14 protein-coding genes and 1 pseudogene are annotated in these 21,087 nt (G+C 72.3%); 6 read left to right on the forward strand and 9 right to left on the reverse strand.

Annotated features, from left to right (window positions below; all coding sequences use genetic code 11):
- Positions 1-117: 117 nt before the first annotated feature.
- Positions 118-2,577: a DNA gyrase/topoisomerase IV subunit A gene (locus ACFF45_RS06915; RefSeq protein ID WP_381343312.1), complete on the forward strand. Its 2,460-nt coding sequence runs from the start codon at positions 118-120 to the stop codon at positions 2,575-2,577.
- Between the two features lie 7 nt (positions 2,578-2,584).
- Here the strand turns inward: ACFF45_RS06915 and ACFF45_RS06920 are convergent, their stop codons facing one another.
- Both ACFF45_RS06920 and ACFF45_RS06925 read right to left on the reverse strand, forming a co-directional pair.
- Positions 2,585-3,829, reverse strand: coding sequence for a CobW family GTP-binding protein (locus ACFF45_RS06920; protein ID WP_381343315.1), 1,245 nt, complete (start codon positions 3,827-3,829; stop codon positions 2,585-2,587).
- Positions 3,830-4,031: 202 nt separating this feature from the next.
- Positions 4,032-5,198: a citrate synthase/methylcitrate synthase gene (locus tag ACFF45_RS06925; RefSeq protein ID WP_381343318.1), complete on the reverse strand. Its 1,167-nt coding sequence runs from the start codon at positions 5,196-5,198 to the stop codon at positions 4,032-4,034.
- Positions 5,199-5,297: 99 nt separating this feature from the next.
- On the opposite strand from ACFF45_RS06925, the gene ACFF45_RS06930 reads away from it, so the two are divergent.
- The 4 genes from ACFF45_RS06930 (at position 5,298) to ACFF45_RS06945 (ending at position 10,006) form a co-directional block, all read left to right on the forward strand.
- Entirely contained in the window at positions 5,298-6,554 is a 1,257-nt protein-coding gene (locus ACFF45_RS06930) for a citrate/2-methylcitrate synthase (RefSeq protein WP_381343320.1), read from the forward strand.
- 53 nt (positions 6,555-6,607) lie between these two features.
- Entirely contained in the window at positions 6,608-7,567 is a 960-nt protein-coding gene (locus ACFF45_RS06935) for a ferredoxin family protein (protein ID WP_381343323.1), read from the forward strand.
- Between the two features lie 88 nt (positions 7,568-7,655).
- Complete coding sequence (locus tag ACFF45_RS06940) at positions 7,656-9,326, forward strand: ATP-binding protein (RefSeq protein WP_381343325.1); 1,671 nt, start codon at positions 7,656-7,658, stop codon at positions 9,324-9,326.
- The gene (locus ACFF45_RS06945; protein ID WP_381343479.1) at positions 9,326-10,006 is read left to right on the forward strand and encodes a response regulator; all 681 of its coding nucleotides are present in this window, start codon (positions 9,326-9,328) and stop codon (positions 10,004-10,006) included. The genes ACFF45_RS06940 and ACFF45_RS06945 overlap by 1 nt, the downstream gene beginning before the upstream one ends.
- Positions 10,007-10,350: 344 nt before the next feature.
- On the opposite strand, the pseudogene ACFF45_RS06950 reads toward ACFF45_RS06945, so the two are convergent.
- Together ACFF45_RS06950 and ACFF45_RS06955 are read right to left on the reverse strand one after the other, a co-directional pair.
- Positions 10,351-10,527 (reverse strand): annotated as a pseudogene (locus ACFF45_RS06950) (DUF485 domain-containing protein); the annotation flags it as partial.
- Positions 10,528-10,613: 86 nt separating this feature from the next.
- Entirely contained in the window at positions 10,614-12,737 is a 2,124-nt protein-coding gene (locus ACFF45_RS06955) for a DNA gyrase/topoisomerase IV subunit B (protein WP_381343328.1), read from the reverse strand.
- Positions 12,738-13,178: 441 nt separating this feature from the next.
- Between ACFF45_RS06955 and ACFF45_RS06960 the strand changes: the two genes are divergently transcribed.
- Positions 13,179-13,409, forward strand: a complete 231-nt coding sequence (locus ACFF45_RS06960) for a DUF7455 domain-containing protein (protein ID WP_381343330.1) — start codon at positions 13,179-13,181, stop codon at positions 13,407-13,409.
- 143 nt (positions 13,410-13,552) lie between these two features.
- Here ACFF45_RS06960 and ACFF45_RS06965 read toward each other — a convergent pair whose 3' ends face one another.
- From ACFF45_RS06965 to ACFF45_RS06985, 5 genes are all read right to left on the reverse strand, one after another.
- Positions 13,553-14,434 carry a S1 family peptidase gene (locus tag ACFF45_RS06965; protein ID WP_381343332.1) on the reverse strand — a complete coding sequence of 294 codons (882 nt, stop codon included), beginning with the start codon at positions 14,432-14,434 and terminating at the stop codon, positions 13,553-13,555.
- 177 nt (positions 14,435-14,611) lie between these two features.
- Positions 14,612-16,156: an RNA polymerase sigma factor gene (locus ACFF45_RS06970; protein ID WP_381343335.1), complete on the reverse strand. Its 1,545-nt coding sequence runs from the start codon at positions 16,154-16,156 to the stop codon at positions 14,612-14,614.
- A gap of 459 nt (positions 16,157-16,615) precedes the next feature.
- Positions 16,616-17,503 carry a FadR/GntR family transcriptional regulator gene (locus ACFF45_RS06975; protein ID WP_381343337.1) on the reverse strand — a complete coding sequence of 296 codons (888 nt, stop codon included), beginning with the start codon at positions 17,501-17,503 and terminating at the stop codon, positions 16,616-16,618.
- Between the two features lie 173 nt (positions 17,504-17,676).
- Positions 17,677-19,938: an ATP-binding cassette domain-containing protein gene (locus tag ACFF45_RS06980; protein ID WP_381343340.1), complete on the reverse strand. Its 2,262-nt coding sequence runs from the start codon at positions 19,936-19,938 to the stop codon at positions 17,677-17,679.
- Between the two features lie 109 nt (positions 19,939-20,047).
- Positions 20,048-20,806, reverse strand: coding sequence for an NUDIX hydrolase (locus tag ACFF45_RS06985; protein ID WP_381343342.1), 759 nt, complete (start codon positions 20,804-20,806; stop codon positions 20,048-20,050).
- Between the last annotated feature and the right edge of the window lie 281 nt (positions 20,807-21,087).

The raw sequence follows: 21,087 nt of genomic DNA on the forward strand, positions 1-21,087 counted from the left end.
CAGTGCCGCGGTCCACAATGGTGCGCGGCAGACGCCGTTCACGCTTCAGCACGAGTGAGCCGCAGGGACCTGAGCGCCCCGTGGGGAACGACCAGAAAACAGGAGGAGCCGGCAGCGATGGCCCGCCGCAGCACGAAGACCCCGCCGCCCGACGACTCGTACGAGGAGCGGATCCTCGACATCGACGTCGTGGACGAGATGCAGGGCTCCTTCCTCGAGTACGCGTACTCGGTCATCTACTCCCGGGCTCTGCCGGACGCCCGTGACGGTCTCAAGCCCGTGCACCGCCGCATCGTCTACCAGATGAACGAGATGGGCGTGCGCCCCGACCGCGGCTATGTGAAGTGCGCCCGCGTGGTCGGCGAGGTCATGGGCAAGCTGCACCCGCACGGCGACGCGTCGATCTACGACGCGCTGGTGCGCATGGCCCAGCCGTTCTCCATGCGGGTGCCCCTGGTCGACGGCCACGGCAACTTCGGCTCGCTGGGCAACGACGACCCGCCCGCCGCCATGCGATACACCGAGTGCCGGATGGCCGAGGCCACCAGCTTGATGACGGAGTCGATCGACGAGGACACGGTCGACTTCGCGCCCAACTACGACGGCCAGGAACAGGAGCCGGTGGCCCTGCCCGCCGCGTTCCCGAACCTGCTGGTCAACGGCTCGTCCGGGATCGCGGTCGGCATGGCCACGAACATGCCGCCGCACAACCTGCGCGAGGTGATCGCGGCCGCCCGGCACCTGATCCGGCACCCGAACGCCGATCTCGAGGCCCTGATGCGGCACGTCCCGGGCCCGGACCTGCCCACCGGCGGCCGGATCGTCGGCCTGTCCGGGATCCGCGACGCCTACGAGACGGGCCGCGGCACGTTCAAGATGCGGGCGACGGTCTCGGTGGAGGAGGTGACGGCGCGCCGCAAGGGCCTGGTCGTCACCGAGCTGCCCTTCGCCGTCGGCCCGGAGAAGGTGATCGCCAAGATCAAGGACCTGGTCGGCTCGAAGAGGCTGCAGGGCATCGCCGACGTCAAGGACCTCACCGACCGTGAGCACGGGCTGCGCCTGGTCATCGAGATCAAGAACGGCTTCGTACCGGAGGCGGTCCTGGAGCAGCTCTACAAGCTGACGCCGATGGAGGAGTCCTTCGGCATCAACAACGTCGCCCTGGTCGACGGCCAGCCCCTCACCCTGGGCCTGAAGGAGCTCCTGGAGGTCTACCTCGACCACCGCTTCGAGGTCGTGCGCCGCCGCTCGGAGTTCCGCCGCGGCAAGCGGCGCGACCGGCTGCACCTGGTCGAGGGCCTGCTCACGGCCCTGGTGGACATCGACGAGGTCATCCGCCTGATCCGCTCCAGCGAGAACTCCGCGCAGGCCAAGGAGCGCCTGATGGCGCGCTTCGGGCTGAGCGAGGTCCAGACGCAGTACATCCTGGACACGCCGCTGCGCCGCCTGACCAAGTACGACCGGATCGAGCTGGAGGCCGAGAAGGACCGGCTCACCGCGGAGATCGAGGAGCTGACCCGCATCCTGGAGTCGGACGCCGAGCTGCGCAAGCTGGTCTCCGCCGAACTGGCGGCGGTGGCCAAGAAGTTCGGCACCGAGCGCCGTACGGTCCTGCTGGACTCGGCGGCCACCGTGGTGGCCGCCGTCCCGCTCCAGGTGGCCGACGACCCGTGCCGGGTGCTGCTGTCGTCGACGGGCCTGCTGGCCCGTACGGTGAACGCCGAGCCGTTCCCCGGGGACGCCTCCGCCAAGCGCGCCAAGCACGACGTGATCGTCTCGGTGGTGCCGGCCACGGCCCGCGGCGAGGTGGGCGCGGTGACCTCGGCGGGCCGGCTGCTGCGGATCAACGTCGTCGACCTGCCGCAGCTCCCGGAGACGACCACGACGTCGAACGTCTCGGGGGGCGCGCCGCTCGCCGAGTTCGTCTCCCTGGAGGACGACGAGACGGTGGTCTGCCTGACCACGCTCGAGGAGTCCTCCCCGGGTCTGGCCCTCGGCACGGAACAGGGCGTCGTCAAGCGCGTGGTCCCGGACTACCCGGCCAACAAGGACGAGCTGGAGGTCATCACCCTCAAGGAGGGCGACCGCATCGTCGGCGCGGTCGAGCTGCGCACGGGCGAGGAGGACCTGGTCTTCATCACGGACGACGCGCAGCTGCTGCGCTACCAGGCCGCGCAGGTCCGCCCGCAGGGCCGCCCGGCGGGCGGTGTGGCGGGCATCAAGCTCGCCGAGGGCGTCAAGGTCATCTCCTTCACGGCGGTGGACCCGGCGGCGGACGCGGTGGTCTTCACGGTCGCCGGTGCGCGCGGCACGCTGGACGACTCCGTCCAGACGACCGCCAAGGTGACACCGTTCGACCAGTACCCGCGCAAGGGCCGGGCGACCGGCGGTGTGCGCTGCCAGCGGTTCCTGAAGGGTGAGGACTGCCTGTCCTTCGCCTGGGCGGGCGCCGTGCCGGCCCGCGCCGCGCAGAGGAACGGCACGCCGACCGAGCTGCCCGAGATCGACCCGCGCCGCGACGGCTCGGGCGTGTCGCTGGCGAAGCCGGTGGCGGCGGTGGCGGGGCCGGCCTACTAGGCGCGGTCTAGGCCGGGGACGACCCCGGACCCGGCTCGTCCGGGTCCCACGGGTCCACACCGGGTGTGCCCGGATCATCGGTCATCTCCGGATCGGTTATGTCCAGATCGCTCATGTCCGGATCCGCTACGTGCGGATCGAGCGCGTCCGGACCGGTTACCTCCGGATCGGTTACGTCTGGACCGGGCGCGTCCTGATCACCCACGTCCGGATCGGTCACGTCCGGTACGTAGCGCAGGACGCCCCACATGCCCTGCTCGTCGGCGTGCCGGGTGTCGCTCCGGCACGCGACCAGCTCCTTCTCGAGGGCCGGGGCGTCGATGCCGGAGCCGATGAGGACGAGCTGGGTGAGGCGGTCGTCGTCCGGGCTCCAGGGCTCCGGGTAGAAGCGGAGGAACCGACCGACCGCGTGCACGGCGTACCGGTTGCGCGCGTCGTACGGGCCGAAGTCGACGTACCCCTTGATCCGGTAGAGCCCCTCGGGCCGGCTGTCGAGGAAGGCCATCAGGCGGCGCGGGTCGAGGGGTGTGCCGGAGACGAAGGACAGGCTGTCGTAGGCGGTGTGCAGATGGCCGCCGTGCTCCTCGCCCGGCCCGCGATGGTCGTGCAGGTCGTCGAAGGAGAGCTGGCCGACGCGCTCTTGGGACGGCCGGCAGTCGAAGAGGAATTCGGGATCGACGCGGCCGTAGGCCGCCGGGACGACGGCGGCGCGGTCGGCGAGGGACCGGACGAGGGCGAGGACGCGCTCGGCGTCCGCCGCCCGGTCGGTCTTGTTGACCACCACCAGGTCGGCCAGGGCGAGGTGCCGGTCGATCTCCGGGTGCTGCGCCCGGGTGCCCTCGAACTCCGCGGCGTCGACGACCTCCACGAGCCCGCCGTACACGACGCCCGGATGCTCGCTGGCCAGCACCATCCGTACCAGTTCCTGGGGCTCGGCGAGTCCGCTGGCCTCGATGACGATCACGTCGACGCCGACGGCGGGGTGGGCCAGCCGCCCGAGGTAGCCGTCCAGTTCACCGGCGTCCACGGCACAGCACAGGCACCCGTTGCCGAGCGAGACGGTGGAGTCGCCCAGTGCCCCCGCCACGGCCATGGCGTCGATCTCGACGGCCCCGAAGTCGTTGACGATGGCGCCGATACGGCTGCCGCCGCTGCGGTGCAGGAGGTGGTTGAGCAATGTCGTCTTGCCGGAGCCCAGGAATCCGGCGAGTACGACGACCGGGATCTGCCGGTGACTCGGGCTCTGGCCCACCGCGCGACCTCTCTTCCACCTACGCGCACACCGGTCCACGGCCCGGCGCGCCTACGGAACCTGGCTGCCGGGCCAGGATACGAGCCCGCCGGAGGTCCACGAAGCGAGCGGTCCGTCCGCGAGGGAAGCGGTCCCGAGGCGCCCCGGCCCACCGTTCCGCGCCTCTCGGTCGCCCGTCGCCCGCGCAGGGACCCGCCCGGCGTCAGACCCTCGCCGGCGCCGCCACCCGGGGCTCCGGCCCCACGTACCGCGCGGCGGGTCGGATGATCTTCGAGTCCTCGGACTGCTCCAGGATGTTGGCGCTCCAGCCGACGGCGCGCGCCGCGGCGAAGGTCGGGGTGAACATCTCGCGCGGCAGGCCGCAGAGTTCCATGACCACTCCTGCGTAGAACTCGACGTTGGTGTGCAGTGCGCGCCCGGGCTTGAGTTCGGCGAGGATCGCCTCGACCCGGCGCTCGACCTCCACCGCGAAGTCGACCAGCGGCCCGCCGAACTGCCGGGCGATCCCGCGCAGCATGCGGGAGCGCGGGTCCTCCGTGCGGTAGACGGGGTGCCCGAAACCCATGATGCGGTCGCCGGCGAGGACGCGTTCCCGGATCCAGGAGTCGATGCGGTCCACCGTGCCGATCGCGTCCAGGGTGTCCAGCGCCCGGCTCGGGGCGCCGCCGTGCAGCGGCCCCGAGAGCGCGCCGACCGCGCCCACGAGGCATGCCGCCACGTCGGCGCCGGTGGACGCGATGACCCGCGCCGTGAAGGTTGATGCATTGAATCCGTGATCAATGGTGGAGATCAGGTACTGCTCGACCGCCCGGGCACGCCGGGGGTCCGGCTCCTCGCCCGTCAGCATGTACAGGTAGTTGGCCGCGTACGGCAGGTCCTCGCGCGGCGGTACCGGGTCCAGTCCCCTGCCCAGCCGATGCAGCGCGGTGAGCACCGTCGGCACGGCCGCGGTCGCCGCCAGGGTGTCCTCGCGCCGCCGGTCCGCGTCGATGTCGTACAGCGGCCGGAACCCCCGCGCGGCGCCCAGCAGGGAGAGCGCCGTGCGCAGCCCGGAGAGCGGGCCGGAACGTCCGCCGGCCGCCGCGACGGCGGGCAGCGCGGCCGCCACCCCGGCGGGCAGCGGCCGCAGCGCCGCGGTCCACGCGGCGAAGGCGGCCGCGCCGGCGGTGTCCGGCAGGTCCCCGTGCACGAGGAGGTGCCAGACGTCCTCGAAGGAGCGGGTCTGCGCCAGTTCGACGGCCGAGTACTGGCGGTAGTGGTAGAAGCCCTCGAGACCCCGCACGTCACCGATCCGGGTGTCGGTCACGACGACGCCCGCGAGTCCCCGCGGCACGTCGACGGCAAGGGATGCGGACCTGTTGGTGGACATGATTTCCTCCTTGGACTTGATTTCAATGTCTATGGTTGACTTAATATCTGTCAATATTGATGGAATCAATATATTGTCCAGACCGCTACGGTGACCCCCATGCGCGATCAGGAACACGGCCCCGTCCCACAGGAGCGGCGGCTGAGCACCAAAGAGGCCGCCGAACTGCTCGGCGTGAAGGCGGAGACCGTGTACGCCTACGTGAGCCGGGGCCAGCTCAGCAGCCACCGCGCGCCCGGCGGCCGGGGCAGCACCTTCGACGCCCGGGAGGTGGAGGCGCTGGCGCGGCGCAACCGGCGGGAGAGCGCCGGCAGCGCCGCCCCCGGCGCCGACCTGGCCGTACGCACCCGCATCACGCTGATCGACGAGGACCGGTACTACTTCCGGGGCGTCGACGCGACCGACCTGGCCGCCCGCCACAGCTACGAGGAGATCGCCGAGTGGCTGTGGACCGGGCGGCTGCGCCCCGGGATCACCTTCCCGGCGCCGGGCGACGCCCTCGCCGTCGCCCGGCGCGCGGTCGGCGCGCTGCCCGAGCACAGCGGCCCCACCGACCGGTTGCGGGTCGCCGCGGTCGCCGCCGCCAGCGCGGACCCGCTGCGCTTCGACCTCTCCGAGGACGCCGTGCTGGGCACCGCACGCGTGCTCATCCCGACGCTGGTCGGCGCCCTGCCGCCGGTGTGGCACGGGCACCGCGACGAGGGCCCCCTGGCCCTGCGCCTGTGGACCCGGCTCAGCGGACGCGACCCCGACGAGGGCTCCCTGCGCGCCCTGGACACGGCCCTCGGCCTGCTCGTCGACCACGACCTGGCCGCCTCCACGCTCGCGGTGCGCGTCGCGGCGTCGGCCCGGGCACACGCCTACGCGGCCGTCTCCGCGGGGCTCGGCGTGATCGAGAGCCCCCTGCACGGCGCGGCCAGCGGCCTGGCGCACCGGATGCTCCTGGAGGTCCTGGACCAGGGCGACGCGGGCCCCGTGATCGCGGAGGAACTGCGGGCCGGCCGCCGTGTCCCCGGGCTCGGCCACCGGCTGTACTCCGGCGAGGACCCGCGCGCGCGTGCGCTGTTCGCCCTCCTGGAGCGGATGCCCGCCGCCGAGCCCGCCCTGGCCGCCGCGCGGGACGTCGTGGCCACCGCCGCCCGGTACACCCCGCTGCACGCCAATGTGGACCTGGCGCTCGCCGTGCTCACCGCGGCCTGCGGGATGCCCGCCACCGCGGGCGAGACGATCTTCGCGGTGGCCCGTACGGCGGGCTGGATCGCGCACGCCCTGGAGGAGTACGGCGAGCGGCCGCTGCGGATGCGCCCCAGCGGCCACTACGCGGGCCTCCGGCCGCCGCAGCCCCTGCCGGAGTAGGCCCGGGAGGGCCCGGAAGTCGGCCCGGACGAAGTCAGGTTAGGCTCACCTCTGTGAGTAGGTGTGCAACCGTCTCGCGGGATCTCGCCGAGCCCGTTTCCGGAACGGCCGCGACCGCCAGGACCTGGCTCCTGGTGGAGCAGCCGGGTCCGTGGGGCGCCAAGGCGCTCACGTCGAGCCACCTGGACCCCGCGCTGGGCCGGGCCCTGGAGGCGGCCGCCAAGGGCACGGGCGTGCGCGTCGCGCTCATCCGCCGCCCCGGCCGCCACGCCGACTGCGGCGCCCCCGCCGCGCGGCACGTGTACGCGGCCCACACCCTGCCCGGCAAGGCGTGGCTGCACGCGGCCACGACCGAGGACCCGGGGCAGTTGCTCGACCTCGACTTCGCCGCTCTGGGCCGGGGCGACCCCCGCTCCTTCGACGCCACGCTGCGGGCACGGCCCCACACCGGCCCGCCGCTCGTCCTCGTCTGCACCAACGGCAAGCGCGACCGCTGCTGCGCCCTCCTGGGCCGCCCTCTGGCGACGGAACTGGCCGCGTCCAGGACGGGAGGCGTCTGGGAGGTCACCCATTTGGGGGGTCATCGCTTCTCACCGACGCTGCTCGTGCTCCCGTACGGCTACGCGTACGGCCGCGCCGAGGCCCGCACGGTCGAGGACGTCGTGCACGGCGTCCAGGAGGGCCGGATCGTCCTGGACGGGTGCCGCGGCCGCTCCGCCTGGGAGCGGCCGGGCCAGGCGGCGGAGCTGGCCGTGCGCGCGGCGGTGGGCGAGTACGCGGCGGACGCGCTGAGCGTCGTACGGACCGAGGACGCCGCACGCCCGGACGGCGGCGCGCCCCGCTGGGAGGTGATCGTCGCCCACGCGGACGGACGCCACTGGCTCGTGGTCGTCGTCCAGGGCGCGTCACAGCCCCCGCGCGCGGAGACCTGCGGGACGTCGGTGCTGGGCGCCCCGGCGCGGATGGACGTGGTGACGGTCCGCGAACTGCGGCCCACCGCGCTGGCGAGCTGACGCACCGGCGGGAATCCGCCCCGCCACGCTCGAACAGCCGTCCGTCCCCGCTACGGCGGACCGCGCCCGCCCACGTACCGTCGTGGGTATGAGCCCCACTCCCCCCGTACGACGCCTGCGTCTCGGTCTGCCCCGCCGGATGTTCTCGCAGGTGCTGATGGCGCAGGTGGCGATCGCCGCGGGAGTCGCGGTGCTGGCGACCGGGCTGTTCCTCGCCCCGCTGGGCGACCAGCTGGACGACCAGGCGATGCGGCGCGCGCTCGCCATCGCGCAGACCACCGCGGCACAGCCGCGGCTCGCCCGGGACGTGCAGACCACGCCCGCCACCGCGGACGGGCCGGTCCAGCGGGAGGCCGAACGGATCCGGCGGGCCACGCACGCCGAGTACGTCGTGGTGATGGACCGGCGCGGCGTGCGCTGGTCGCACACCGAGCCCTCACAAGTCGGCCGGCACGTCTCGACGGACCCCAGCGACGCGCTCGCCGGCCGGGAGGTCATGGAGATCGACGAGGGCACTCTGGGCCGCTCCGCGCGCGGGAAGGTGCCGCTGCGGGACGGCGACGGGGAGATCGTCGGGGCGGTCTCGGTGGGCATCGCGTACGACAGTGTCCGCGCGCTGCTGCTCCACGCGATCCCGGAGCTGCTGGCGTATGCCGGCGGTGCCCTGGCCGTGGGTGCCGTGGCCGCCTGGCTGATCTCCCGGCGGGTGCAGCGGCAGACGCGGGACCTGGCCTTCTCCGACATCGCGGGGCTGCTCGCGGAACGCGAGGCGATGCTGCACGGCATCCGGGAGGGCGTCGTCGCGCTGGACCGCGCGGGCCGTGTCCGGCTGCTCAACGACGAGGCGCGGCGTCTGCTGGGCATCGGCGACGACGCCGTGGGCCGCGCCCCCGACGAGGCGCTCGGCACGGGCCGTACGGCGGACGTGCTGGCCGGCCGGGTGACCGGCACCGATCTGCTCACGGTGCGCGGCCCGCGCGTGCTGGTCGCCAACCGCATGCCCACCGGCGACGGCGGCGCCGTCGCCACCCTGCGCGACCGCACCGAGCTGGAGCAGCTGGGCCGGGAGCTGGACTCGACCCGCGGCCTGATCGACGCCCTGCGCGCACAGGACCACGAGCACGCCAACCGGATGCACACGTTGCTGGGGCTGCTCGAACTGGGGATGTTCGACGACGCGGTCGAGTTCGTCGGCGAGGCCGTCGGCGACCACCGGGCCACCGCGGAACAGGTCACCGAGAAGATCCAGGACCCCCTGCTGGCCGCGCTGCTGGTCGGCAAGGCGACGGTCGCGGCCGAGCGGGGCGTCGCGCTGCGCCTGTCGGGCCGTACCCGCCTGCCGGACCGGCTGGTCGACGCCCGGGGGCTGGTCACCGTCGTGGGCAACCTGGTGGACAACGCGTTCGACGCGGTCGCGGGCACGCCGCACGCGCGCGTGGAGGTCGAACTGCGCGCCCAGGGGCGTACCGCCGTGCTCACGGTACGGGACACCGGTCCTGGCATCCCGGCGGAGCTGCGGGAACTGGTCTTCACCGAGGGCTGGTCCACCAAGGAGCCGCCCGCGCACCGGGAGCGCGGCATCGGGCTCGCCATGGTCCGCAGGCTGGCGGAGCGGCAGGGCGGCACCGCGACGGTGCGCGAGGCCGCCGGCGGCGGCGCGGAGTTCACCGTCGTCCTGCCCGAGGCCCTGACCGGACCGGGCGCGGAACCGGCCCTGACCGTCCCGCCGGCTCCGCGGGCCGCCGAGGAGGAGGCATGATGATCGAGGTGTTGGTCGTGGACGACGACACCCGGGTGGCGCGCGTGAACGCCGCGTACGTCGAGAAGGTGCGCGGCTTCCACGTCGCCGGGGAGGCGCACAGCGCGGCCGAGGTGCTGCGCCGGCTGGACGAACTGCCCCACGTGGACCTGGTCCTCATGGACCACTACCTGCCCGACGACACCGGCGTGGCGGCGGTGCGGGAGATGCGCCGACGCGGCCACCAGACCGACGTGATCATGGTGACGGCGGCACGCGACATCGCGACGGTGCGGGCGGCGATGCGGCAGGGCGCGCTGCAGTACCTGGTCAAGCCGTTCGCCTTCGCGGGGCTGCGCGCCAAGCTGGAGGCGTACGCCGAGCTGCGCCGCACTCTCGACGGCGGCGGCGAGGCGGAGCAGGCGGAGGTGGACCGCATCTTCGGCGCGCTGTCCGCGACGACGGAGCCGGACCTGCCCAAGGGGCACTCGCCCACCACCGCCGAACTCGTACGGCAGTCCCTGATGAGCGCGGAAGGCCCCCTGTCGGCCCAGGAGATCGCCGAACGCACCGGGGTGAGCCGGCAGACCGCCCAGCGCTATCTGAAGCTCCTGGAGCGCACGGGACGGGTCACGCTGACCCTGAAGTACGGCGACGCCGGCCGCCCGGAACACCGCTACGCGTGGGCGCCCCGCCCCTGAACCGCCGCCCCGCTGCGTGGGGGCCGTCCCGCCCTGGATGTGCCGCCCGTCCACGCGGGGGCCGCCCCGCCTTGCAGGCACCGCCCGCTACGCCGCGCCCGCCCCTGCCAGCGCCCGCATCCGTGCGGCGACCACGCCGGCGAGCGTGGACCGGGCGCAGTCGCGGACGAGTCCGGCGACCAGCAGCAGGACCACGCACCAGGCGACCAGGAGACCCCCGAGTACAGCATGCCGTCGTGCCTGTCGTCGGTTCCTCGGTGTCGCAGCGCGGTTCGAGCGCGGCCCGGATCCCGGCGCGGCCGCGCGTGCCGGGCGTGGGACCAGGTGAGCAGGAAGGGGGTGAGGAACTGCCCGAGCCCGGCCGGCATCGCCACGTCCACCGCGCCCACCACGGGCGGCGCCATCAGCCCCGGCGCGGCCGTGGCGGCGACGTACGCCGCGTACCCGAGGAAGAAGCCGGTCACCGCCGGGACCACGAGGCTCAGGTGGCGCCCGCGCAGCTCCTGGACAGCCGCCGGCACGGCCAGAGCGGGACCGTCCCCGGTTCCCCTTCGTCCCGCTCTTCATCCCATCAGGTGACCTGGGCCCCCGTGGCCCGGGCCCGCGCCTACGCGTCGATGCGGGACCGGTCCAGGGTCGCCGCCGAGCTGGAGATGAACTCCTTGCGCGGGGCGACGTCGTTGCCCATCAGGAGGTCGAAGACCTGCTCCGCGGCGTCCAGGTCGGAGAGGTTGATGCGGCGCAGGGTGCGGTGCCGCGGGTCCATGGTGGTCTCGGCCAGCTGGTCGGCGTCCATCTCGCCGAGGCCCTTGTAGCGCTGGATCGAGTCCTTGTAGCGGATGCCCTTGGTCTGGAACTCCATGAGCTTGTCGCGCAGTTCCCGGTCCGAGTAGGTGTAGACGTACTTGTCCTGGCCCTTCTTCGGCTGGACGATCTCGATCCGGTGCAGCGGGGGCACCGCGGCGAAGACGCGGCCGGCCTCCACCATGGGGCGCATGTAGCGCTGGAAGAGCGTCAGCAGCAGGCAGCGGATGTGGGAGCCGTCGACGTCGGCGTCGGTCATCATGATGATCTTGCCGTAGCGCGCCGCGTCGAGGTCGAAGGTCCGGCCCGAGCCGGCCCCTATGACCTGGATGATCGCGCCGCACTCGGCGTTCTTCAGCATGTCCGTCACGGACGACTTCTGGACGTTGAGGATCTTGCCGCGGATCGGCAGCAGGGCCTGGAACTCGGAGTTCCGGGCGAGCTTGGCGGTGCCGAGCGCGGAGTCCCCCTCGACGATGAACAGTTCGCTGCGGTCCACGTCGTCGCTGCGGCAGTCGGCGAGCTTGGCCGGCAGCGACGAGGACTCCAGGGCCGTCTTGCGGCGCTGCGCGTCCTTGTGCTGGCGCGCGGCGATGCGGGTGCGCGCGGCGGCGACGATCTTCTCCAGGACCACCCGGGACTGCTGGGCGGCGTCCCGCTTGGTGGCGGTCAGGAAGGCCTTGAGCTCCTTGGAGACGACGGTGTTCACGATGCGGCGGGCCGCCGAGGTACCGAGCACCTCCTTGGTCTGCCCCTCGAACTGCGGCTCGGCGAGGCGGACGGTGACGACCGCGGTCAGGCCCTCCAGGGCGTCGTCCTTGACGACGTCGTCCTCGGCGACCCGCAGCAGCTTCTTGGCGCGCAGCACCTCGTTGACCGTCTTGGCGACGGCCTGCTCGAAGCCGGCGACATGGGTGCCGCCCTTGGGGGTGGCGATGATGTTGACGAAGGACCTGACCGTGGTGTCGTAACCGGTGCCCCAGCGCAGCGCCACGTCGACGCCGAGTTCGCGGGTGACCTCCGTGGGGGTCATCTGACCGTGCTCGTCGAGGACCGGGACGGTCTCCTTGAAGGTGCCCTGCCCGGTGAAGCGGAGGGTGTCGCAGACCGGCTTGTCGGTGGCCAGGAACTCGCAGAACTCGCTGATGCCGCCGTCGAAGCGGAAGGACTCCTCGCCCTTGCTGCCGCCCTCGCCGAGGCCGAACTCGTCACGGACGACGATGGTCAGGCCGGGCACCAGGAACGCCGTCTGACGGGCGCGCTGGTGCAGGTTCTCCAGGGAGAGCTTGGCGTCCTTGAGGAAGATCTGGCGGTCGGCCCAGTAGCGCACGCGCGTGCCGGAGCGGGTCCTGGGGATCTTCTTGGCCTTGCGCAGGCCGCTCTTGGCCTCGAATCCGGCGTCCGGCCCCAGCGCGGCGAAGGCGCCGGGGACGCCGCGCCGGAAGCTGATGGCGTGGGTGTGGCCGCCGCGGTCGACCTCGACGTCCAGCCGGGCGGACAGCGCGTTCACCACCGAGGCGCCCACACCGTGCAGACCGCCGGAGGCGGCGTAGGACCCGCCGCCGAACTTGCCGCCGGCGTGCAGCTTGGTCATGACGACCTCGACGCCGGACAGGCCGGTCTTGGGCTCGACGTCGACCGGGATGCCGCGGCCGTTGTCGCGCACCTCCACCGAGCCGTCGTCGTGCAGGATCACCTCGATGTGGTCGCAGTACCCGCCGAGGGCCTCGTCCACGGAGTTGTCGATGATCTCCCACAGGCAGTGCATCAGGCCGCGGCTGTCCGTCGAGCCGATGTACATGCCGGGGCGCTTGCGGACGGCCTCCAGCCCCTCGAGGACGAGCAGGTGCCGAGCGGTGTAGTTGGAACCGTCCCGGTCTGCTCCTGCCAGCAGCGCTGTGGACGGCACGGACGTCTCGGCGGTCACGCGGTTCGCTCCTCGCTGAATTTCATTGGGGGCCCATCTGGGTAAGGGCGCGGCTCCGGTAGCCGTTCAGAGGGTACCCAGGCCTGGTAGAGCCCTTGTAACGCCACCCTCGTCCGGAACTCAGACTAGTCCACGTTCGCATGAGTGTTCGATCCCTCGATGGAGTGAAGCACATATCACGTTCCCTTCGAGGCATGAACCATTTAGGCTCCGGGCACGTCCTCATGAACAACCGGCAACCCGGCCGGGGAGGACCGCAACCGACAGACTGCGCGAACCCGTAAGACATACAGACACGTACTACGGCACATTCGCCGCCAACCGGCAGCAGACAGCCGACCCGGGAGATTTTTTCAGGTGAAAGCCCCGAGCGGGAACGTTTTCGGGCTGGTTGGATGTTGACCCTGGTACGACAGCTCGTCGAGCTAGAGAAGAGGCGACGTGACTACTGTTCTGACCCCCGCGAGCCCGCTGACGGCCGCTGATCGCTGCGACCGCTGCGGCGCCCAGGCATACCTGCGCGTCGTCCTGCTCAGCGGCGGAGAGCTGCTCTTCTGCGCGCACCATGGCCGCAAGTTCGAGCCGGAACTCAAGAAGATCGCCGCTGAGATACAGGACGAGACGGAGCGGCTGACGGCCGTTCCCCCCACCACTTCGGAGGATGAGCGCTGACGCCTCGCGTCCCCGACGAGCCCGGTACAGACCGGTGACGGGCGGCCGCCCTGCTTCAGGGCGGCCGCCCGTCCTCGTCTCCGCTGGCGCTCGGAGCCCCGTCAGGACGCTCCTTCAGCCGTCGGGGGCATCCGCCCGGGCTCTCAGGCGGCGCTCCCACGGGTCTCACCCGGCGCGGGCTGAGCCGGCTGAGCGGGGCGGTCCCAGCCGAGCTTGCGCAGGACGTCGGAGACCCGCGTGTAGACGCCCGGGCTGCCCGGCCGGCCGCAGCCGCTTCCCCACGACACCAGGCCGATCAACCGCCCCTCGGCGACCAGTGGTCCTCCGCTGTCCCCCTGGCAGGCGTCCCGGCCCCCCACCCGCTCCCCCGCGCACAGCATGGCGTCCGCGCGGTAGGTGCCGTCGGCACTGCCCGGATACGCTTTCTCACACAGCGCGTCCGACAGCACGCGCATGCGCCCCGCGCGCAGGCGGTACGGGTAGTCTCCGGCTCCGGTGACGTCTCCCCAGCCGTAGACGGTGGCGCGCGTGTCCGCCGTGTACGCGGGGTCGCCCGCCGCGGCCATGCCGATCACCGCACTGTCCGGAAGGTTCCCGGCGAGGGTGAGGACCGCGAAGTCCCCCGTGTTGGTGATCCCGTCGTACGCGGGATTCACCCAGGTCTCGCGGACCTCGATCTCCTGCCCCTCGTCCGACCGCAGGTCCGTACGGCCCGCGATGACCTTGAGGTCGCGCACCTGGCCGGGCGGCCCTCCCAGGACGTCCTCGCCCAGGCAGTGCGCCGCGGTCAGGACGGTGGTCCGGCCCACCGCGACCGCTCCGCAGAACTGACCCGACCGCGTACCTCCGAACCGGTCACGGCTGGACAGCGCCACCGTCCAGGGACTGTCGGCGGCATCGACCGGGAAGCCGCCGACGACGATGCCGTCCGCGGCGGCGGGGGCGGTGGAGACCAGCGGTATCGCGGCCGCGGCGGCCGCGAGGACCAGCGGCCGGGCCAGCATCCGTGCAAAAGGACGACGCATAGGTGCTCCTCACTTCGAGGTGTCGGTGAGACACCCAGAGTGATTCACGCCGCGATCGCCCGCACCCGCTCAGCCCAGCGGGCGCCCGCCGCCCGCCCCCGGCCCGGAATGACGCGCCACGCGGGAAGGCCCGGCACCCCTTTGGGGTGACCGGGCCTTCGTGGCGGTGCGGACGACCTAGTCGAGGTAGTCGCGCAGCACCTGCGAACGGGACGGGTGGCGCAGCTTCGACATGGTCTTGGACTCGATCTGGCGGATGCGCTCGCGCGTGACGCCGTACACCTTGCCGATCTCGTCGAGGGTCTTCGGCTGACCGTCGGTGAGACCGAAGCGCATGGAGACGACGCCCGCCTCGCGCTCGGACAGGGTGTCGAGCACCGAGTGCAGCTGCTCCTGCAGGAGCGTGAAGCTGACCGCGTCGGCCGGGACGACGGCCTCGGAGTCCTCGATGAGGTCACCGAACTCGCTGTCGCCGTCCTCACCCAGCGGGGTGTGCAGGGAGATGGGCTCGCGGCCGTACTTCTGGACCTCGATGACCTTCTCCGGGGTCATGTCGAGCTCCTTGGCCAGCTCCTCCGGGGTGGGCTCGCGGCCCAGGTCCTGGAGCATCTGACGCTGCACGCGCGCGAGCTTGTTGATGACCTCGACCATGTGCACCGGGATACGGATGGTGCGGGCCTGGTCGGCCATGGCGCGGGTGATCGCCTGGCGGATCCACCAGGTGGCGTACGTGGAGAACTTGTAGCCCTTGGTGTAGTCGAACTTCTCGACCGCGCGGATCAGACCCAGGTTGCCCTCCTGGATCAGATCCAGGAAGAGCATGCCGCGGCCGGTGTAGCGCTTGGCCAGCGAGACCACCAGACGGAGGTTGGCCTCCAGCAGGTGGTTCTTGGCGCGGCGGCCGTCCTCGGCGATGATCTCCAGCTCGCGCTTGAGCTTGGGCGCCAGCTTGTCGGAGTTGGCCAGCTTGTCCTCGGCGAACAGACCCGCCTCGATGCGCTTGGCCAGCTCCACCTCCTGCTCGGCGTTGAGCAGGGGGACCTTGCCGATCTGCTTCAGGTAGTCCTTGACCGGGTCGGCGGTGGCGCCGGCCGCGGCGACCTGCTGCGCGGGGGCATCGTCCTCGTCCTCGTCGGACAGGACGAAACCGGCGCTCTCGGCACCCTCGGGCTCCTCGGTTGCGCCCTTGGGCTCCTCCAGCACCTCCTCGTCGAGCAGCTCGACGTCGTCCTTCTTGGCGGCGGTGGTCTTCTTCGCCGCGACCGTCTTCTTGGTCGCGACGGTCTTCTTCGCGGTCGCCTTCTTGGCGGCCGTCTTCTTGGCAGCGGCCTTCTTCGCGGGTGCGGCGTCCTCGGCCGGATCGTCGACGGCGGGCGCGGCCGGGGCGGCCGTGGCGGGGGAGGCCTTGCGGGCGGTTACCGTCTTCGCCGCGACCGTCTTGGTGGCGGTGCGCTTGGCCGGACTCTTCGCTGCGACGCTCTTGCGGGTGCGCTTGGGTTCTGCGGCACTGACCATCAGCGTCACACCCTCTTCCTCGAGGATCTGGTTGAGGCTGCGCAGTACGTTCTTCCACTGAGTGGCCGGGATCTGGTCAGCTTCGAAGGCCCGACGCACGTCGTCGCCGGCGATCTGCCCCTCAGCCTTTCCCCGCTCAATGAGCGCCATGACAGAGACGGACTCGGCGATCTCCGGCGGGAGCGTACGGGATGTGCTGGCCGACACGAACAACCTCTCGGAACGTTGGAAAACGACTTCCGGCCCCGTCCACGGCGGACAGGAGCCGACCGCCGGCTTGGGGATGGGCCGACGGCGCGGGCGGGGGCCGGGAAGAAGCACAACGCCGGACATGGCGTCCGTGTTCCCTTCTCGGCTGTCACCTCTTAGGTCATCGCGTTGCTTCCAGGAGCGTTACGCCCAATCTGCGTGGCCCGGGTCACACCTCGTAAGCGCACAAAACAATTCAGACACGGACACACAGTGCCATATTCGGCTCCCCTACCGGGCCGCCGCGAACATCGTGCGGGTCCGCCGCACCGTCGGGCCCCGCAGATCGTCAGGGAACCTGCGCGGCCCGAACAATGGACGAACGGCCGGCCGAGCGGTGCCGGGGCAGGGACATCCCGGACGCCTCCCGGCCGCGGCACGACCACGACACGGTCCCGGTGCGACCGGTGTGGGCGATCAGTGCTCGCGCGGTGCCGGTACCACGCGTTCCACTTCGGGGTGGACGGTGAGCAGCTGCCGCATGGCGGCCTCGGCGGCTCCGCCGTCGCCGGTCGCCAGGGCGTCGACGATCCTGACGTGGTGCGCCAGCGTGGACTCGTGCGGCCGGTCACAGCCGGTGACCGGGCCGCCGGAGACCTGGAGGGCGGCCGAGACGATGCCGGAGAGGTGCTCCAGCATGCGGTTGCCCGCGACCTGGATGAGCAGCGAGTGGAACTCGGCGTCGGCGCGGGAGAAGGTGATGGCGTCGCCCTGTCCCATGGCGTGGCCCATGATCTCGACCATGTCGGACAGCCGCTGCTGGACGTCCTCGCGCCCGTGCCCGGCGGCCAGCCGGGCGGCGAGCGGTTCGATGGTCCAGCGCAGCTCGCTCAGCTCCCGGCGCTGGTCGTCGCGCTGCGGCCCGAAGGCCCGCCACTCGATGATGTCCGGGTCGAGCAGGTTCCAGTCGCTGACGGGGCGCACGCGTGTGCCGACGTTCGGGCGGGCGCTGACCAGGCCCTTGGCCTCCAGGACGCGGAGCGACTCGCGGACGACGGTGCGGGAGACCTCGAAGCGCTGGCCGATCTCCTCGGGCACCAGGGGGCGGTCGGCCCCCAGGTCGCCCGAGACGATCATCTGTCCCAGCTGCTGCACGAGTTGGCCGTGCAGTCCGCGGCCGCGGCTGCCCGTGGCGCGTCGGCCCACACGGCCCAGCTCGGGGTCCGCGCCCTCCCAGGCGGGGACGCCCACGCGGTCGGGGCCGGGGGCCTCGGCGTAGGGGTAGCGGTCGAGTTCGCCCGGGCCGACGAGACCGGAGTCGGCGGAGCGGGCGGAGGTCATCATGGTGTGCGCAAGGGTACTCACGGATCCTTTGTCGGCGCTGTCTCCAACTCCCTTGAGGTCTTTGGTGAAAAGCACACGAAAGGGTGATCGCTCACCCCGTCGCAATTGACGCCTTATCGGAAAGAAATGGGCTCTCCCGTGGGAGTTGTGCGCAGTGCCAGAACAGAAGGGTGTAGAGAGCGGTCAGAAACCGGTCATCTGACCCTGCTCCGCAACGTGCTGCACAGATACGCGCAGAGCAGCGCGGCCAGCGACAACGTGAGCGCGCTGCCGACGGGTTGGGCGACGATCCGCGCCGCGGCCTCCAGATAGCGCTCTCCGCCGAAGGGCCACTGCAGCAGGAGCAGCTGCCGCATCCGCACCGGCAGCCCCGCCGCGGCTCGCACAGATGATCCCTCGACGACCTTCTGTACGAGCGGGACGACGAGAACCGGTACGGCGAGCACGGCGGCGAGTCCGGCCATGGTGGACCGGAAGACGCCGGCGGCCAGCACGCCGGCCCAGGCGCAGCCGACCACGAGGCCGAGCCAACTTGCGCTCAGCGAGAGCCAGTCGTTGGGAACCAGCGCGACTTCCCGTCCGTAGACGAGGTAGAGCGCTTCCGCGTCGCAGCCCACGGTGAGGACGGCGAGGGCGAGGGCGGTGCCCGCCGAGACCAGCAGCTTGGCCGTGAGCAGGCCCAGCCGGCGGGGCACGGTGCCGCGGTCGGCCGCCAGCGCGGGGTGGCGGAACTCGTCCCCGAAGGCCAGCGCCCCCAGCAGCCCGGCGCCGAGCGCGGCGGGTGGCAGCGGCAGCTGGTGCGGCCACGCGGCGAGCAGGCGGGCCGGCGGGGTGTGCCCGATCCGCGCGAGGACGACCGCGGTGAGCGCGGACGCGACGAGCACGGTGGCGCCGGTGACGAATCCGGTGCTGATGCCGACGGCGCGGCGGAGTTCGTAGCGGAGGGGGCGGAGAGGGCTGCGGGCGGGGCGGACGGTGATGGGGGGCGGGAGCGAGGGCAGAGCTTCCGAGGGGTGCGTGAGGTTGGCGCGGATGGTGGTGCCGGTGGGGGTGGCCGGCTTGCGGGGGATCGCCGTGCCGCTGGTGAGGTTGCGGGGTTGCTTGGCCAGCGTGTCGGGCGTTGTCGTGGGGGTGTCCTTGGCCGGTGGGCGGTGTTCTGTGGTCGACGTGCGGGTGATTGAGGGGCGGGTGGTCGACTTGTCGACAGTCACTGTGCCGGTGGCGGCCTTGTTCATGGTCGCCTGGCCGGGGGCCGCCTCGTTGGCGGCTGCCTTGTTGGTGGCCGCCTGGCTGGTGGTGTTCGTGGCTGCCTGGCTGGTGGTGCTCTTGCCTGCGGTCGCCGTGCCCGCGGGCACGTTGTCCGCGGTCGCCTTGTCCGCAGTCGCCGTGCCCGCGGTCGTTCTGGTGGCCGTCTTTTCGTCGGGCGTGCCCGAGGGGAGCGCGGTGACGTCGCGCGGCTCGGTGTCGGGCCGACGCGCGAGGGCGGTGCGCGTCCGGGGCACGTTCGGGCCCGACGCGTCCGCCGCGGGCTGCCGTTCGTGGCCCGGCTGCGGCTCCTGCGACGGTGTGGCCCCCGCACCCGGTCCCATGTCCCCCACCTCGTCGGCGAGTTTGAGTACGAGGACACCGTGGCGGAACGCGGTCTCGCCGACCTCGGCACAGGTAATGCCGTACACGGAGAGGCGGTTGCCGCTCTCCTGTACGACCTCGACGGAGCGGTGCGCGGTGCGGGCCTCCTTGGTGAGCAGGGCCGCGAGACGGGCGGCGTGCGGGCTGTGCACGGCAACGCGCGGCCGCAGCCTGGTGCGGGCGAACTCCGCGGCCTCCTGGTCGGCGACGAGCCGGCCGCGTTCCAGGGTGACGACGCGGTCGGCGGTGCGCGCGGCCTCCTTGGGGTCGGGCGTGGTGACCAGGACGGTGCCGCCCTGGGCCGCGTGGGCGCGCAGCATGCCGTACAGCCAGCTGCTCTCCCGGGACGAGAGGCCGTCGGCGGGCTCGTCGAGGACGATGGTGGGCGGGTCCGACAACAGGACGCAGGCGAGGCCGAGGCGGCGGTCCATGCCGCGGGAGAGCGTGCCGAGGGGTTCGTCGCGGAGGCTGACGAGGCCGACCACCTCCAGGACCTCGTCGGCCCGGCGGACGGAGACCCCGGCGGCGGCGCACAGCATGCGCAGATGACCGCGGACGGTCCGGCCGGGGTGCCCCGGCACGTCGCCCAGCAGGACGCCGACTTCGCGCGAGGGGTGGGCGATGCGGCGCAGGGGTCGGCCTCTGAAGTAGGTGATGCCGCGGCCCTGTTGGAGTTCGAGCATCAGCCTGAGGGTCGTCGTCTTGCCGGCACCCGGATCTCCGAGCAGCGCGGTGACGCGGCCCGCTGGTGCTTCGAAGGAGACGTCGTCGACCGTGGGCGGAAGGTCCTTGCGGGATTCGCTGGTCAGTCCGAAGGCCTGGATCACCCGTAGCAAGATAGCGCGTTATGTCCGTTTTTGGGGTACGTGACGCCTTGCTCCGCAAGGTGTTCTCGGAGGTTGGCCTCCGGGCGGAGATCGCCGCGGCGGTCCGGCGCTACACCTCCGGCCGCAGCATCGGCGGATTGAGCAGCGTGGCCCCGCCGGCGCGGAAGAGCTGTGCCGGGCGGCCGCCCTGCCGCGTGGTCGTGCCGCCCGTGGGCACCAGGAAGCCCGGGGTGCCGGTCACCTTGCGGTGGAAGTTGCGCGGGTCGAGCGCCACTCCCCAGACCGCCTCGTAGACCCGGCGCAGCTCGCCGACGGTGAACTCGGGCGGGCAGAACGCCGTCGCCAGCGACGAGTACTCGATCTTGGAGCGAGCGCGTTCCACCCCGTCCGCGAGGATCTGAGCGTGGTCGAAGGCGAGCGGCGCCGCGGGCTCGCCGTCACGGCCGTGACCGCCCTGCTGGAGCAACTCCTCGACGGGCGCCCAGCGGGCGTTGCTGGCGTCGCCGCCCGCGCGCGGGGCCGGCAGGTCGGGGGCGAGGGCGAGATGAGCGACGCTCACCACGCGCATCCTGGGGTCCCGCCCGGGATCGCCGTAGGTCGCGAGCTGCTCCAGGTGCGCGCCGTTGTCCTGGCCGGGGACCGAAGGGTCGTGGACGCACAGGCCCGTCTCCTCGGCCAGCTCACGCGCGGCGGCCTGGGCCAGATCCTCGTCCGCCCGCACAAAGCCCCCGGGGAGCGCCCAGTACCCCTGGAACGGCGGCTCGCCCCGGCGGACCGCCATCGCGCACAGGGCATGGCGGCGCACGGTCAGCACGACCAGGTCCACGGTCACGGCGAAAGGCGGAAAGGCTGACGGGTCGTAGGGCATGCCGCGATCATAGTCGTCTGCCTGACGATAAACACGCCCTTCCCCGGCCGCCCCGGTGGCCGCCCGGCGTCCGTGCGGAATGGCTCCCCACCTGCGGTTCCCGACCCCCGGGCGCCCCTAGCCAGCGAGGATCGCGCTGCCCGTTGCCGGGGGTGCGCGGCCGCTGCGGTCGCTCGGCTGGCGGGCGGTCGGGGCGACCGCGCGTGGTCATGCGGTCGGCGGGGCGCTCTCCCGTGGCCACGCACCCGCCCGGCTGACCTCGCGTGGTCGTGCCGTCCGCC

This window comes from Streptomyces cinereospinus (assembly GCF_042430725.1).
GTDB lineage: Bacteria > Actinomycetota > Actinomycetes > Streptomycetales > Streptomycetaceae > Streptomyces > Streptomyces cinereospinus.

Bases quoted from the DNA above. Each gene is read 5' to 3' on its own strand.
- ACFF45_RS06915 (WP_381343312.1), top strand. From the start codon at position 118: ATGGCCCGCCGCAGCACGAAGACCCCGCCGCCCGACGACTCGTACGAG.
- ACFF45_RS06925 (WP_381343318.1), bottom strand. From the start codon at position 5,198: ATGTCCACCAACAGGTCCGCATCCCTTGCCGTCGACGTGCCGCGGGGA.
- ACFF45_RS06930 (WP_381343320.1), top strand. From the start codon at position 5,298: ATGCGCGATCAGGAACACGGCCCCGTCCCACAGGAGCGGCGGCTGAGC.
- ACFF45_RS06940 (WP_381343325.1), top strand. From the start codon at position 7,656: ATGAGCCCCACTCCCCCCGTACGACGCCTGCGTCTCGGTCTGCCCCGC.
- ACFF45_RS06945 (WP_381343479.1), top strand. From the start codon at position 9,326: ATGATCGAGGTGTTGGTCGTGGACGACGACACCCGGGTGGCGCGCGTG.
- ACFF45_RS06965 (WP_381343332.1), bottom strand. From the start codon at position 14,434: ATGCGTCGTCCTTTTGCACGGATGCTGGCCCGGCCGCTGGTCCTCGCG.
- ACFF45_RS06985 (WP_381343342.1), bottom strand. From the start codon at position 20,806: ATGCCCTACGACCCGTCAGCCTTTCCGCCTTTCGCCGTGACCGTGGAC.